The 15,503-nt window shown below is 53.7% G+C and carries 14 protein-coding genes and 1 pseudogene; 10 read left to right on the plus strand and 5 right to left on the minus strand.

The genetic code is table 11. From position 1 onward, the window contains the following. Window positions 1-64: 64 nt before the first annotated feature. From F6R98_RS19435 to F6R98_RS19445, 3 genes and pseudogenes are all read right to left on the minus strand, one after another. The gene (locus tag F6R98_RS19435) at window positions 65-484 is read right to left on the minus strand and encodes a BrnA antitoxin family protein (RefSeq protein ID WP_153250483.1); all 420 of its coding nucleotides are present in this window, start codon (window positions 482-484) and stop codon (window positions 65-67) included. After that, window positions 450-716: pseudogene (locus F6R98_RS19440) on the minus strand (BrnT family toxin); the annotation flags it as partial. The gene F6R98_RS19435 and the pseudogene F6R98_RS19440, both read right to left, overlap by 35 nt. Window positions 717-818: 102 nt before the next feature. Beyond that, window positions 819-1,580, minus strand: a complete 762-nt coding sequence (locus tag F6R98_RS19445) for a GntR family transcriptional regulator (RefSeq protein ID WP_153250485.1) — start codon at window positions 1,578-1,580, stop codon at window positions 819-821. Window positions 1,581-1,662: 82 nt separating this feature from the next. Here F6R98_RS19445 and F6R98_RS19450 point away from each other — a divergent pair, with 82 nt between their 5' ends. The 7 genes from F6R98_RS19450 (at window position 1,663) to F6R98_RS19480 (ending at window position 9,228) form a co-directional block, all read left to right on the plus strand. Next, the gene (locus F6R98_RS19450; protein WP_153250486.1) at window positions 1,663-2,514 is read left to right on the plus strand and encodes an ABC transporter ATP-binding protein; all 852 of its coding nucleotides are present in this window, start codon (window positions 1,663-1,665) and stop codon (window positions 2,512-2,514) included. A gap of 20 nt (window positions 2,515-2,534) precedes the next feature. After that, complete coding sequence (locus tag F6R98_RS19455) at window positions 2,535-3,563, plus strand: ABC transporter substrate-binding protein (RefSeq protein ID WP_153250487.1); 1,029 nt, start codon at window positions 2,535-2,537, stop codon at window positions 3,561-3,563. Window positions 3,564-3,580: 17 nt separating this feature from the next. Then, a complete protein-coding gene (locus F6R98_RS19460; RefSeq protein WP_153251159.1) occupies window positions 3,581-4,336 on the plus strand; it encodes an ABC transporter permease in 756 nt (251 codons plus the stop codon). 15 nt (window positions 4,337-4,351) lie between these two features. Beyond that, the gene (locus tag F6R98_RS19465; RefSeq protein ID WP_153250488.1) at window positions 4,352-6,718 is read left to right on the plus strand and encodes a PHP domain-containing protein; all 2,367 of its coding nucleotides are present in this window, start codon (window positions 4,352-4,354) and stop codon (window positions 6,716-6,718) included. A 573-nt stretch (window positions 6,719-7,291) separates the two neighbouring features. Continuing rightward, window positions 7,292-7,936, plus strand: a complete 645-nt coding sequence (yfbR, locus tag F6R98_RS19470; RefSeq protein ID WP_153250489.1) for a 5'-deoxynucleotidase — start codon at window positions 7,292-7,294, stop codon at window positions 7,934-7,936. A gap of 8 nt (window positions 7,937-7,944) precedes the next feature. Then, on the plus strand, window positions 7,945-8,187 hold the full coding sequence (locus tag F6R98_RS19475) for a hypothetical protein (protein ID WP_153250490.1): 243 nt from the start codon (window positions 7,945-7,947) through the stop codon (window positions 8,185-8,187). A gap of 399 nt (window positions 8,188-8,586) precedes the next feature. Then, the gene (locus F6R98_RS19480; protein WP_194270031.1) at window positions 8,587-9,228 is read left to right on the plus strand and encodes a DUF4410 domain-containing protein; all 642 of its coding nucleotides are present in this window, start codon (window positions 8,587-8,589) and stop codon (window positions 9,226-9,228) included. 264 nt (window positions 9,229-9,492) lie between these two features. On the opposite strand, the gene F6R98_RS19485 is transcribed toward F6R98_RS19480, so the two are convergent. After that, the gene (locus F6R98_RS19485) at window positions 9,493-10,215 is read right to left on the minus strand and encodes an N-formylglutamate amidohydrolase (protein ID WP_153250492.1); all 723 of its coding nucleotides are present in this window, start codon (window positions 10,213-10,215) and stop codon (window positions 9,493-9,495) included. A 25-nt stretch (window positions 10,216-10,240) separates the two neighbouring features. Next, window positions 10,241-10,975 (minus strand): peptidase, encoded by a 735-nt coding sequence (locus F6R98_RS19490; protein WP_153250493.1) that lies wholly within the window; start codon window positions 10,973-10,975, stop codon window positions 10,241-10,243. Window positions 10,976-11,223: 248 nt separating this feature from the next. Between F6R98_RS19490 and F6R98_RS19495 the strand changes: the two genes are divergently transcribed. The 3 genes from F6R98_RS19495 to F6R98_RS19505 all read left to right on the plus strand — a co-directional run bounded on the left by F6R98_RS19495 (window position 11,224) and on the right by F6R98_RS19505 (window position 15,127). After that, window positions 11,224-12,060 (plus strand): transglutaminase-like domain-containing protein, encoded by an 837-nt coding sequence (locus tag F6R98_RS19495; protein ID WP_153250494.1) that lies wholly within the window; start codon window positions 11,224-11,226, stop codon window positions 12,058-12,060. 174 nt (window positions 12,061-12,234) lie between these two features. Then, entirely contained in the window at window positions 12,235-12,501 is a 267-nt protein-coding gene (locus F6R98_RS19500; RefSeq protein ID WP_153250495.1) for a hypothetical protein, read from the plus strand. 235 nt (window positions 12,502-12,736) lie between these two features. After that, entirely contained in the window at window positions 12,737-15,127 is a 2,391-nt protein-coding gene (locus F6R98_RS19505; protein WP_153250496.1) for a DEAD/DEAH box helicase family protein, read from the plus strand. Window positions 15,128-15,503: the final 376 nt, after the last annotated feature.

Here is a 15,503-nt window from a genome sequence, read left to right on the forward strand (position 1 = left end):
AAATCGGTCGGTATGGCGATAGGGGTATTTTGTACCTGACTTATGTCTCTGACAAACCATTGATTTATAATGATTTAAAACTTGTGCCATAAATCTTGATTTCTGGCATAACGCGAGAACATGGATACCTGTCATTGCAGCGGCATATCAAGCAGGGGAGTGTGTTTTTAGTCACTCCTTCCTTGAGCGTTGCGTGCATGCGCGTTTGCCAATCGGGACCAGCCGCGCGAACAGCCGCCAGCACGCCCTTGTCAAAGCGTATGGCGACTTGCTCTTTGGTCCCCCGCTGCCGGCCGACGCGTTGTTTGGCGATGGCGGTGCGCATGAGCGTCGTGGCGTCGGGTGAATCCGCGTCGTCGTCTTCTGGTTCGATACCGTCGAGCGCATTCTGTCCCAGAAATGCCCAATCGATTTTTGATTCTCCGCTTTCGCGCGCCGCGCGCATTTCCTCAGTTGTCCTGGTAGTCACTACGAGCACAGTCATGATAAGCCTCTCTTTCGCTACGTTTAGCCGGGCGAAAACTGATGATATGTGGCGTTTTACCCGGTAAATACACCACGGTTAATACTGTGAGCCGATCAAATACATAAGCGAAGGCTTGCTGTCCGCGTTCGCCGTTACGCCCGGTTTCGATATCCAGCCGGTAAGGGGTTGCAATGATCAAATCTGCATCGTTGCAATCAAGCCGGTGCTTTTCCAGATTGGCTTTGCGTTTGGTTTCCTGCCAAGTTTATTTTGTGTTCATGAGAATAATTGCAGATGCGTTAATATCGCACATCTGCCTCATTGAAGAGAGGCCTATGTATGTGGTGGCCGGTTACTCCTTATATTCGCAACCGAGAACAAATTCATAACGTTCCGGGCGAATATAAAAAGTGGAATATTCAGCAAATCGTCCGTTAACAAAATAGGAAGTTCTTACCATCATCAGCAAGGCGGCGCCAATCGAAATATTGAGCGCCGCTGCCAAGCCTCGATCTGCGGATTGAGCGCGTATGGATATATCGGCACGCGCAACCGGACATTCCATGGCGGAAGCCAGCAAAGCATAGGCTGGATTTTTTTCAATTTCCGACCAGCTACACAAATCCAACTCGACCGGCAGGTAACTGCATCCCAACGCAACCGGTTCGCCGTCAACTCGGTGTAAACGTTTAAGAAACAAGCTTTGGGTATTATCTGCACCGAAAAGCGATTTCAGTGATTCAGGGACGGATAACCGTTCTTTTTCGATCAGTTCCATAGATGCATTCAAACCTTGTTGCACTAACGACTCATGAAAACTGCGCAGGGTATCAAGTCCATGCCGTACCGGTTTATCCGACGTGTAACTGCCCTTACCTTGCCGCCTTATGACCAGACCTTCCTTGACCAGCTTAGCCAGGGCCTGACGGACAGTGATCCGGCTTACGTCAAAACGCATACCCAGCTCAGCTTCCGACGGTAAGCGTCCGGAAGGGAAGAAATTGCCGGCTGCGATTTCCTCCCGCAGTCTCGTGGCAATCTGCTCATATAACGACGCCTGGTTGTCGCGCAGCAGTACATCGGTGGCAGCAAAATCCTGATTATTTTTTTGCATATGCTTATAACAACAGATTAGTATGGCAAAGTTGTATTAAGACGTATTATTACAGCATCTCCTGTAGCAAAACGCATTCCGCATGACACACAAGAAAAACGGCAACTCTGGTTTCGGCGGTAAAACAGTGAAATTGCGCTGCACGGCAAGCTTCGACGTAACATCCATCGACTTCAGCTATCCGAACGGACACAGCGTGTTTCGAGCATTTGAACTCCATGCGCGCGCAGGTGAGTTTGTAGCCGTACTTGGGCCATCCGGATGCGGTAAAAGCACTTTACTTAATCTACTTTCCGGCTTTCTTTCGCCCACTCGCGGACAAGTAAGCATCAATGGCATACCGGTACGACCGGAAATGCCGGAGCTCGGCTATGTTTTCCAGACCCCGCAGCTATTTCCCTGGTTGAACGTACTGGAAAACGTCCGCTTTGGGCTGCGCATGCAAGGTAATCTCGCACCGACGGAACAGTATAAGCAGGCATTAAGCTACCTCGAACTGGTTGGCATGGAACACGTTGCCGAGCGACTGCCCTATCAACTTTCAGGAGGCATGCAGCAACGGATCGCCATTGCCCGCAGCCTGGCGATGGAACCCTCGCTGTTGCTGATGGATGAACCTTTTGCAGCATTGGACGCCATTTCCCGTAAAAGCATGAATGATGAACTGCTGTATCTGTGGACCACGCTGGGACAAACCATTCTGTTTGTCACTCATGATATTGATGAAGCGGTTTTAATGGCCGACCGGGTAGTCATGCTCGGGCTTACGCCACAAGGAATAGACAGCGAGCTGGTTATCGAATTGCCGCGCCCGCGCAGGCATATCGAGACCGGCAGGCTGCCGAAATTTGCAGAATACCGCAACATTCTGCTGCAACGCATCGGCAATGTCATGCAAAAGGCAGTTTCCGTTTCGACGCCACTCGGCGTCTGATTTTAACAAAGAACTTTCAAATGAAAAAAAACAAACTTTTATGGCGCCACTTGCTGCTGCATGTCAGTCTTGCATCAATCTTCATGATGACGGCGCAGAAAAGCGTCGCGCAGAACCAACCCTTGCGCATCGGCTGGGTATACGCCATGGCCAATGCTCCGGCGCTTATTGCCGAAAAAAAAGGCTACTATGAAGCCGAAGGATTGAGAGTCACAGTCCATTCGTTTGGCGACGGTCCGATGATTCAACAAGCTATCGCGGCCGGGGAGCTGGATGTTGCCTATATTGGCACACCGCCGGTGTACCAATGGTTCTCACGGGGTCTCGAAACCCGCATTATTGCCAAGGTTAACTACGGTCAAGCGGCGGTAATTGCGTCCCGCAGCAGTTCGGTCAAATCTCCGGCCGATCTGCGCGGCAAAAAGCTGGCCGGCGTAGCCAAGGGTAGCGGCATGGATGTGCTGTTGCGCGGCTATGTACTGAAGGAAGCCGCCAAGCTGGATCCCGAAAACGATCTGACCATCGTGCAGATGCCGTCCGGCAACATGAACGCGGCGCTGGAGCGCAAAGTGGTTGATGCCGCCTTTACATGGGAACCTTTCGTCAGTCTGGCCCTGGCGCGCGGCGATGCCCGACTGATACTCGATGTAAATCAGGCTTTACCTCATTATCCATGGTATGTGGTGGTCGGAGTACCGAAAATCCTGCAGGAGCGCCCGGACGATATAGCGAAACTATTGCGTGCGCATCGCAAGGCCATTGCCTTCCTGCAGGAACATCAGGAAGAGGCCAATGGCATAATCGCAGAAACCTTCAACCTGGAGCCGTTACAAACCATTGATGGAAAAACATTGGCGCCGGAAGCCATTGTACGGGAAGCGCGCAAGCGCCTGGGGTGGTCCGACAAGCTGGAATCCACTGACCTTCAATTTATTCAGCGTTTGATCGATTACTCGCTGGCGCTGGGTTTCCTTAACAAACCGGTCACGCTTGAACAAATTGTCGACACGCGTTTTCAAAATAATGCCGACGCGATTTCGAGCCGCTGAGTGAGGCTATTGTTGTGATGCAATCATTCATTTCTCGATTCTCCTGGAGTTGGGTATCGATTCCGCTACTGCTGTTAATCTGGTGTCTATGCGCCGGCCGCGTGCCTGCTTATGTGTTTCCGCAGCCATGGGATGTCGCTCAAGAAGCGTTACGCTGGGCGAGTAACGGTTCGTTGCTGCAACAGTTCAAGGCCAGCCTGTTACGAGAAGTTGGCGGCTTTTCCGCTGCGGCTCTGGCTGCGCTGATGCTCGGCACAGCAACCGGCCTTTGCAAGGGATTTCGCGATCTGGTGTCGCCACTTAACGGCCTGTTCATGGCCATTCCACCCATCGCATGGGCGCCGCTGACCATGATCGTGTTTGGTTTAGGCTATCTATCTATCGTATTGGTCATTTTTATAGCCGCCATGTTTCCGATGACCGTTACCATCCAGGATGGGATACAAGCCATTCGTAACACAGAAATACGCGCAGCGCGCTCGCTCGGAGCCAATCGATTACAGCTGTTGCGCCACGTTTACTTGCCTGCGTCGCTACCAGCCATAACCACTGCGCTGCGCGTCGGCTTCAGTCAGGCATGGCGCGCTCTCGTCGCCGCGGAAATGATCGGCGCATCGCAAGGCATCGGCTGGATGGTGTCGATGGGAGGACAAGTAGGCAACAGCAGTCAGGTAATGCTCGGCATTGTACTTATCGGCCTGAGCGCCTGGCTGGCGGAAAGCATGGTGTTTCGCCGCCTAGAACAACACTATCAACACTGGCGCGTCCAATAACCGAGAAATAAAAATATGAACCGACAATTCGACCCGCAACGCGAAGCGGGAAACTACATTGCGCCGCAAGGGTTTTATGAACGAAATAAAAATCGTCCTTTTCTGGGAACTGTGAACTGCGATCATAACACATTGGTCGCCGGCGAATGGACTGAATTAAAACTCGACTATGAAGTCGGCGGCGCAGGTCTGGCTGACGGCGGATGGCTGAAACTGGCATTCAAATTTTACTCGGACTGGGCGCTGTTTCAGACATCCGACCCAACAGCCGCCAATTATGTTTCTGCCGAGTACCATGCCACGGGACTGCTAGCCGGACAAAGCGCCGCCACGGTACAGCATCTCAAAGTACGCTTTGATCAGAAAGGGCATGAGCGCCCTTTCCAGAAGGCCATACTGATCGACGTAGTCGACGGCTACCTTAACCCCGGAGATCGCATAGTGATTCGATTGGGGGATCGTCGCCAAGGCGGCGCCGGTACCAGGGTACAAAGCTTCGTCGAGAAGGATTTTCGTTTTCGCATGTTTATTGACCCACTCGGCAGTTCAAAATTTGCCGAAGTACCCGGCGACTGCGTGCTCAATATCGTATCGGGGCCACTGCAACAGCTCAAACTGATAGCGCCAAGATGGGTAGGCGTCGAAACATTTTTCGATGTAATCGTTCGGGCTGAAGACCAATGGGGAAATACCTGCTGTAATCTGCCGTTAGGGGGTGCGTTGATCATCCGGGCCCCGGGCGGTGTTGAGCGCGTACAGGAATTTATATTGGCCGAACAAGGCTGGGCTATAGTGCGAATCAACGCAATTACGCTGGAAGAAACCGGCGAATGGCGGCTGCAGGCCCGTCTGCACGCGTCGCCGGTTGTCGCCGACGCCTATGTAACCTGCGAAGCCAGCTCAGGCATCCGCCCTCTTTATGCGGATTTGCACGTCCATTCGGACGATACCGTGGGCACCAACGACACCCGCTACAACCTGAGTTACGGACGCGACGTAGCCGGTCTCGATATACTCGGCTATACGGCGAATGATTTCAATATCACCCAGCGCAGCTGGAACGAGGCGGTTGAACTTATTCACAGCCTCAATGAACCGGGCCGCTTCGTATGCTTTCCAGGCACCGAATGGTGCGGAAATTCTTCGGTCGGCGGCGACCGTAATGTAATCTTCCTGCGTGACGGCAAACCGCGTTTCCCTTTCGACGCGCAAGGACGTCTGTTGCGCTCTTTCGAATGGAACGAATTTACCGCCGGCGCCATTCGCCCTGGCGCATGGCCGGTCGACGAACTCTATGCAGCCTACGCCGACGACCCGGAAGGGCATTTACTGATTCCTCATGTAGGCGGCCGCCGTTGCATTCTCGATTGGCACCATCCTCAACTGGAACGGCTGATTGAAGTCGGCTCTGCCTGGGGGCAATTCCACTGGGTTTATGCCGACGCGCTCAGTCGCGGCTATCGCATGGGCGCGGCCGCCAACAGCGACGAGCATCAAGGGCGTTGCGGCGGCGGAGTACCGGCCACTGCGGTATTCGGATCGCGCGGCGGATTGACCGGCGTGCTGGCGGAAAGCTTCGACCGCGAAAGTGTTGCGCGCGCGTTGCGCGCTCGACGCACCTTTGCCACCACGGGCGAACGCAGCTATGCCATGCTGCGCCAAGGCAAGCGCTGGATGGGAGAAGTATTTCAATCGGATCCATCCTTACCGCTGGAATATCGCCTGCTCGGGGACATGGGTTGGGAAGATGTACTGCTTTATGACGGCGAGCAATGTATCTGGCGGCGCGATATGCATAAGGAACTGAATTACTCAACTAATAAAATTCGCGTGCGTATCGGCGGCGCGCGCATTAAAGACCGTTATCGCGGCGCCTACTGGCAAGGGGAAATACAGATTAACGGCGTAATCGTTCAGGATTTTCGAACTTTCGGTTTCGACCACCCGGAACAAACCTGCTGGCGCAAAGATGCAACCACGCTGTCGTTTTCCACCGTCACGCACGGGGACACCGACAGCATCGAACTAACCTTGTCGGAACTAACCGAAGCCACTATTCGGCTGCACGCCAGTATCCAGGCTTATGTCAAAGTTGGCGACCCGCTAATGCCTGCACCGTTTGTACATGCGCCCGAAGTAATGGTAGAGTTGAAAGGAAAACAGTTACTCAGCACCGGCGTTTTTGAACGCGAACTGCCCGGAGCCGAACTGAAGATATCCCTGGAGCGAATAACGGAAGCGCCTTTGCCGCGCGATATTGCGGGGAGTATTGATCTGACGGCGCTTAATCTCGATCCAGGGCGCGAACATCCGTTATTCATAACCGCCCGGCAACGCGACCAGTCCCGAATATGGACATCTGCGCTGTTTCTTACTCCTTAAAACAATAGCCGGCACTTGGGGAAGCACTGATTTATTCGAAATCGCTCAACCCCTGATTTATAATATCAATGAGTTGCGCTACAGGGTTGATCAAAAACGATTAGACCAGTGCTTCCTCCGCTGGGTGGTGAAAAACTGTTGGTCGCACGGCTGATGCGGTTTGCAAGGCATGAATGAAGGTGTTGGGACATGTTGCGCCGTCGAGGCCGAGGATTCGTAGCGGGCAAGTGCGATGCTAAATCATTACCAATCGCTGTGCTCTTCACCAGGCAGGACCGATTCGCCTTTCTGACGGCATAAAAGCAGGATCATGCGGCGTGAGGCGCTGGAGCATCTCATTCGTGCCACACCTGCCACCCATGGGCGCAGGGCAATGCCTCTGCGGCACTGCTCCGTATCGATGCGCTGCAGACCATGGTTTCTCTCGAACCCGGAGGGTGGTTATAATCGTCATCCGGAAAATTGCGCTTTCCGATCCCATCGTAATACCGAAACTGGAAGCGCTACGCCTGGGTTTAAGCGGAAAACGGCTTGCATGGCGGCAAAGTATCAAGATCAAGGAGCCGCCGAGGCATGACCCAAATTCCGACCAGTAAATTCTATGCCTATCTCTCCCGTTTACGCTGGATCAAGCGCTGGGGGCTGATGCGCAATGCCGAATCCGAGAACGTGGTCGAACACAGTTGGGATGTAGCCACCATCGCCCATGCTCTGGCGCTGATCGGCAACCATTACTATGCCGGGCAGTTCGACGCCAACGCCATAGCCACCGCAGCCCTGTATCATGACGCCGGCGAAGTCATTACCGGTGATTTGCCGACGCCGATCAAGTATCACTCTAAAAACCTGACTCGAGCCTATCAGCACATTGAAGCGTTGGCCAACCAGGAATTACTCGCGCTGTTGCCCGATAAATTGCGTCCGGCCTATCAACAGGTATTTCTTTTGGAACAACAGCCGGAAAACCATCGGCGGATCATCAAGGCTGCCGATACGCTGGCTGCCTATCTGAAATGCCGGATCGAACTCCGCGCCGGAAACCTGGAGTTCAAACAGGCGGCATTGCAAAACCGGCAGAAACTGGAAAGCTATCGGATGAGGGAGGTGGATTTTTTCATGCGGGTGTTTATGCCCGATTGCGAACTGCCGCTTGATGGCTTGTTACTAGACTCTGCCAGGGCCAACCGCCCCATGGAAGCCTTTCAGGAGAGAGGATAATAAGGGATATGCGAATAGAAAACGATGTCATTCCTATCGATGAGACAATTTTACTTGTCAACTTGCAACATGGAAATCAACTCAGAATCAATGTACGCAAAGCCCTCAACCCGGACGAATTTGACGGCCTTCTCCAGGCCATGGATGATTTATGCGGCCGGATACTGCGCCAAACTGAAGCGCTTAAAAGTCCAACACCATCTCCGGAGTCAAAAACGCCGTTTTTGCTTACACAACCGGACACCAAATAGAGTACCGTTATGCGCCGGTTCAAAGCCTGCCGGTTGGACGATCAACTGACCGTCACCTCTCCTGATCTTTTGAGCCGCCCGGTTACGTGATAATATTCGTTCGGGATTTTGAGCGTGCGACATCCTCACAATCCCATGCTCCGGGACATATTCAAGGTTTTTAGTCCCTTGGTCTCGATATTAGCGGCCGTTTGTTTCCAGGTTTGTCTTAAACAAGGAACGGATTATGGTCAAGCAGGTACATTTTATTTATACCCTTACGTCGACTGACATGCCGGCTTCAACACCGCAACTCAGTCATGGTTGCAACTAGCGCAAACACTGTAAAACTTTACGTTCCGTATCTACTTGAGGTTTTTTATGAGACTTTTTATCCGAATGATTGCTTGTTTATTTGTCATGATCGCAATTGCCGGTTGCGCATCGCCAAGCAATGTTACCGCGCGCGATGAATACAAAGGGGGCAAGAAGATAGCCCGTCCCGAACATATTTATATTTATGACTTTACCGCGTTTGGCGATACGTCTGCAAAGCTTACTCCGGAACAGGCGGCCAATAAGGCTACCGCTGAAAAGGTGGGCGCTGAAATTTCCGCCATTCTGGTAAAGAATATCCGCAGTATGGGGTTGCAGTCCGTACGCGCCACCAGTCAAACCAGTCCAAGTGTTGGCGATATTGTAATTAAGGGACAAGTCCTTTCGGTCGATAAAGGCGACGCCTCACAACGTGTTGCAGTCGGCTTTGGCTCCGGAGCCTCCAGCTTGAAAGCGTCTGTGGAAGGCTACTTACAGACAATGCTCGGACTGAAGAGGATTGGCTCAGCCGATCTCAAAAGCGAGGGAGATAAATCGCCAGGCATGGCGCTCGGTGTGGCGACTACGATCGCAAACTCCAACCCGGCTGGACTTATTATCAATGCCGGAAGAAAAATGTATGGGGAATCCAACGGCAGCAGCACCATAGAAGGCAGAGCGGAAGAAATTGCCAAGGAAATTTCCACGGAAATGCAGGTAAAGTTCAAGGATCAGGGCTGGATCTGAGTACCCTGTTTCTTGCGCAGGACTTTTTCGTGCAGGGGGATGGGTTGGGTTGCCAGAACAAATTAGGTTAATGCCCTATCACTCTTTGGTGATGGTTTTCCCACTCCGTTAGCCATATCATGAATTGTAACTATTCAGCCAACGGAATCTGCACGAGTTTTCGGCGAAAAAATTTTTGTAGGAGCGGGCTTTGGCCCGCGATCGGTCCGCCATTCGCGGGCCAAAGCCCGCTCCTGCGCAGACAAGGCAACGGTAGCTGAATAATTACCATGAATTCAGCGTCATACGCAACGATTCTATCAGGATACTGCGCAGATCCGACCAATCCTCATCTTCCTCCCGTACCAGGCGCTGGTTGATTTCCAGTTCGATGCCAAGATATTGGCAAGGCGCGAAGCATAGGCGGAGATAGCGGGTAAAACCATCGTTTTTCCCGGCATAGGGATAGTTCCGCCGTACCTTGAGCATGGGCGCAAGCGCCTTGATGCCGCATTGCCAGCGTTTGCAAAAATCCGCTTCCTGATGATGCGCAGGATGATAGAGCAGCCCGATATCGGCATTGCGTTCAATGCCGTCGAGTATCGGCGTAAAACTGTGGCATGACAGGTGAACCGCGCGCAAGCCGCCGGCTATAGTCTCCCGGATCAGGCTTTCGGCTTCATTGCGAAAGGGTAGATAGTAGTTTTCCACAATGTCGCGCCGGACTGCTGCGGGGGCGGCGCGCACTGCCGGAGCATAAATCTGCAGATGATGTAACGATCGGTTCAGATCGACCAGCAAGCGGCTGGTCGTCGACATAACCAGCGGCGCAGCCAGTTGCATGGCAGCCGATTCGGCCATGACCAGCGCGCCGGGATCGAATCCGCGATGTGAGTTCAGTAGCCGGCGATCCTGATCGGTTTGGAATAAATGCCGATAGGCTTGCGGAATGCTGTTGCCGCCATGTTCGCAAGTGACGATGAGACGGCCGCATAAGTTTTTGTCCACGGCGAAGAGCCGGAGTAATGACTGTTCAGGTTGACAGTTTGGGTTCCGGCAGCCGGCTGAAGACTTCACGCACACCCTCGCGCCATTGATTGCTCAACGCGGTGAAATAGCTGTCTCCTTCGGCAAACCGTCGGCGCATTTCGATGCGGAGGCTGTCGCGCCGGTAGCAAATCAGGTCGATCGGCATGCCGACCGACAAATTGCTGCGCATGGTCGAGTCGAAGGAAACCAGCACGCATTTCGCGCTGTCCTCCAGACTGGTCGTCTGGGTGATGACTCGATCTATGATCGGCTTGCCGTATTTGGCTTCGCCGGTCTGGAAGTAGGGCGTGGTTTCGATATCCGCCTCAATGAAATTACCCTCGGAGTAAATCCGGAACAGTCGCATCGGCTCTCCGTTGATTTGCCCGCCAAGTATGAAGGAGGCGTTAAAGCCGCCGCTGTCTGTCAGGTAAGGGCCGTCGCGACGGTCTATGTCGCGCATGGCGTCGGCGACCAAACCGGCGACATCGAACAGGGTGGCGGCGTTCCATACGGTAGGGCCGTCGTCTTCGACGAGCCCGCGCTGTTTTAACAGGCTGAGTACCGCCTGCGTACCCGCGAGATTCCCCGAACTCAGCAGCACGATAACACGATCGCCGGGACGCTCAAGCACCGTCATTTTGCAAAACGATGCGATATTGTCGACGCCTGCATGAGTACGCGAGTCGGACGCGAAGACCATGCCTTGTTCAAGCAGGATGCCCACACAATACGTCATATTTTTCTCCTCGTCTGCGGGTCGCTCGAGATGACTTTCTCCAGCGCCGATTATCGATTGCCAGGGTGTTGCTGGTGCAGCTCCGTTGAACTTGCTAAAGGTGAAACAATTACCAGTATATCAATTATCAGTCGACAGGTGGAAAAAGCCTGTGCGTCCAAGGTTAAAAATAAAATATTGATATAACGAGAAAAAAATGGGCTATAGTAAAAGCGTGGAAATCCAATCTTTCATCATCAGGGAGCATCATGTTTATTAGAATCGGTTTCGATATCGCTTATTCCTTCCCTCAACCTACCGAAATGATCATGATGCTGTACACGCATCCCAGCCGGTCCTCCTTCCTGATGAAGCCGGAACGGTTGATAAGCGAGCCGGCGTTGATGCTTGAGGATTTCATCGATGTGTATGGCAATAAATGCGCACGCGCGTTTTGCCAAGGCGGGACCCTGCATTTGAAGATCGACACCGTCATGAAGGATGACGGTTTGCCGGATATCCTGACGCCGGATGCCCGCCAGCACGGCATACGCGAACTGCCGACGGATACGCTGCTTTATCTGCTGGGCAGCCGATATTGCGAAATTGAAAAGCTGACTGAAGCAGCCTGGGATCTGTTTGGACAAGGGTCGACCGGATGGGGCCGAGTACAGGCCATTTGCGACTGGGTGCACAACCACATCACTTTTGCCCACGAATCCGCCCGTTGCGACCGCACTGCCTACGATACTTTTCTGGATCAACGCGGCGTATGCCGCGACTATACCCATCTCGCCATTACTTTTTGCCGTTGCATGGGCATACCGGCGCGCTACGCCACCGGATATCTGGGGGATATCCAGGTGCCGCTGCTGCCGCCGATGGATTTCAGCGCCTGGTTTGAGGTGTTTCTGGGCGGAAAATGGCATACTTTCGACGCGCGCAACAACCAGCCTCGCGTGGGGCGTATTTTGATGGCGCGCGGGCGCGATGCCGCGGATGTGGCGTTGACTACAACCTTCGGCAAACATGCGCTGGAAAAGTTTGATATCTGGGCCGATGAAATATCCGAATCCGAGCTGGAGGAAGTATTGGCTGTTCGCTAACCCGTAACCGGCTATGGTCACGTTTTGTGAATACGCCCGTTCGTTGTGCGTGTTTGCAATATCTCAAACCAGCCTTTATACTGCGACCGACCGCTGCGGCGGTCTTGGGTTATTTGTGTTTTGTTATATATAATTCAGTAACTTATCGTTTTTAATTTATATAAGGAAATCCTTATGAAGTCGATGTATTTTGCTGTTGCCATGACCGCCGCTCTGGCAAGTGGCGCCGTTTTTGCGGGAAGCGATGATGTAAAATGGATAAGCCAGTGTATTGCCGATAATCAAGCAGAAGGCCAGACGCCCGAAACTCTGACCACGTATTGTACGTGTATGAATAACAAAATGGACGACAACGAAACCAAGACCATTACCCAGTGGGAAAAAACCCACAAAAAAGAAGAAGAAGCATGCGCCGCGCAGGCGAAGTGGAAAGGCAAATAATAGTTGCTGCTGTAACCCGCTTCACCCTGCAACAGGGTGAAGCGGTTGTCTTATGGGGTGGGCAGGGTGGCCTATCTATCGTAGCGCATCCGTCAAAAATACTGGATGCAATATCGGGAAGTTATTTTTAGCTATATCCTCAAGTGGAACCCCGCAGATTGTCATGCCGCCTTTTTTCCGGTAAATCTGTTTCGGTATATGTCTTTACCGATGTTTTTAGGGAAAAATCGACGTCATGAGTTACAACGAAGCGGAAACCCGATACCATCTGATCGATCCGGCGCTTCGCGACAAAGGCTATGACGACGCGTCGAAACTCAAACTGGAAACCCCTGCGCCGGTTGAAGCCATAGGCCACAAAGGCCGCAGACGCGCGGGCGGCGGACGCACCGACTATCTGCTGTGCGTGCAAACGCCGAATTGTCCGGCGCCCCTGCCGGTCGGCGTGCTGGAAGCCAAGAAGGAAGACGCCGATCCGCTGAAAGGCATGCAGCAGGCCAAGAGCTATGCCGAATGCAGCCGTTTTCATGTGCGGTATGTGTTCGCCACCAACGGCCATTTGTACGGCGAATACGACAAAACCAGCGGCCTGCAGAGCGGACCGCATCCGTTCAAGGAGCATTTTCCCAGCCATGCCGGATTGACGAGGCGCTACGCGGACGACACCGGCATCGCCCTCGACCGGCCTGATGCGGCGCTGTTGTTTGCCGCCGACAGCGCGGCCTATCCGAAAAAGCGCTACTATCAGGACGCCGCCATTCGCGCCTGCTTTGAAAAAATCCTCCGTTGCGAACAGCTTCGCCAACCGTGCCGGGTACTGCTGGCGCTGGCCACCGGCGCGGGAAAAACCGTGCTGGCCGCCAATCTGCTGTGGCGCTTGAACGAGGCGCAAGGCTTGCCGAAACCGGCGCTGTTTTTATGCGACCGCGACGAGCTGCGCGAGCAGGCCTACAATAAACTCAGCGCCGCGTTTGGCGACAGCGCGCGCATCGTCGCCAACAGCAAAGGCCGGAACGCAGCCAAAAACGCCCGCGTCCATATCGCCACCTACCAGACCCTGGGGCTGGATGACGAAGACGCCGAAACCGCCAGCTTTCTCAGCGCGCATTACCCGCCGGATTCGTTCAGCGTCATAATAATCGACGAATGCCACCGCTCCGCCTGGGGGCGTTGGTCGGAAGTGCTGTTGCGCAACCCCAACGCCATCCATATCGGCCTGACCGCCACGCCCCGGCAACTGCGCGAGTCCAGAACGCAAACAGCGGAAGATGCGCAAATCACCGCCAATAACCTCAAATACTTCGGCGAGCCGGTATATGAATACAGCTTGATACAGGCACAGGAAGACGGTTATCTGGCCGCCTGCGAGATCGTCAAGCGCAAAGCCACGATAGACGCCAAAACCTTCACCGGCGAAGAGGTTTTAAAAGCCGGCCCCATAGACGCCAGGACCGGTCTGGCAGTCGGCGTCGAGCAGATCAAGGCGCAATATATCGCGAGACAATTCGACGACGAACTATTGCTGCCGGAACGCGTGGCAGCCATGTGCGACGACCTGTTCCGGCAATTTTGCCTGCACGGCGGCCCGGAACAGAAAGCGATTATCTTCTGCACCCGCGACATCCACGCCGATCGCGTCGTTCAGCAGATGAATAATCTGTACAGCCTGTGGTGCAAACAGCAGGGCCTCGTCGCCAAGGATCATTACGCGTTCAAATGCACCGCGAGCGGAGGGCGGGAGCTGATCCAGCCTATGCGCGGCTCCGGTGAACGCGCCTTTATCGCCTGCACCGTCGATTTGCTGGCTACCGGCGTCGATATAGAACGCCTCAACGCCGTGGTGTTTTTCCGTTACCTGGAGTCCAGCATCCTGTTTTATCAAATGGTCGGGCGCGGCGCGCGCATCGACGAGCCCACGCAAAAATACAAATTCTGGCTGTACGACTACACCGGCGTCACCGACCTGTTCGGCACCGACTTTATCACCGCCAACACCTCGGGCAAATCCGCAAAGCCGGATGGCGGCACGGGCGGCGGTGAAGGAGAAGGCGGCGAGCCGCCGGTGATACAGATCGCCGGGCAGCAAGTCAGCGTCGCATCGGAAGGACGCTACATCCTCAGCCGCCGCGACGGCCGCGACGTGAAAATCCCGATCGACGACTATCGCCGCGAAATACTGCAACGGGTGTTAAGCGAAGCCCGCAGCCTGCACGACTTCCGGCAACTGTGGATAGCCACCCAAAAGCGCCGCGAACTGATCGACCACCTGCTCGGCGACAACTACTCGCCGGAACTGCTGCGCGAGCTGGAAGAGATGCAGGATTTCGATTATTACGACATGTTCGCCCATCACGGCTACCATGCCCAGGCCTTGAAGCGCCGACAGCGCGGGCAGGCTTATCTTGACCGTAACCTGAGCTGGTTCGAGAGCATGCCGGGCGACAGCGCAATCGTGCTGAAAGGCTTCGGTCGTCAATTCGGCCTGGGCGGCACCGATGCGCTGGAAACTCCGGCGCTGTGGGATGTGCCTGAAATTCAGCAGGCCGGAGGTCTGGCGGCCTTGAAAAGATTGGGGAAACCGGCAGAGGTGATTTTGCAGGCTAAGGGTAGGTTGTTTGGGATATGAGTTATATTTTACGTCCGCTGAGCGAATTATGTGAGCGTAGCATTGTATCTACCCAGCCGAGTAAAGCGCCTGATAATGAATTTTGGTATATCGATATTTCGGCTGTTGATAATGCAATAAAACAAATAACACGCCCGCAACGTACAATTGGCAAAGTCGCTTCTGTACGCGCTCGTCAAGTAGTGCATCATAATGATGTCATTGTTTCAACGACTAGACCGAACCTCAATGCTGTAGCAATTGTACCACGCGAATTGCATGGAAACATTTGTAGTACTGGTTTTTGCGTTCTTCGCTGTGGCGCCGAACTAGAAGCTGACTATTTGTTTTTATATGTGCAGTCAGGACTGTTCATTAATGCCTTAACGCGGCTCGT

Source organism: Candidatus Methylospira mobilis (assembly GCF_009498235.1).
Lineage (GTDB): Bacteria > Pseudomonadota > Gammaproteobacteria > Methylococcales > Methylococcaceae > Methylospira > Methylospira mobilis.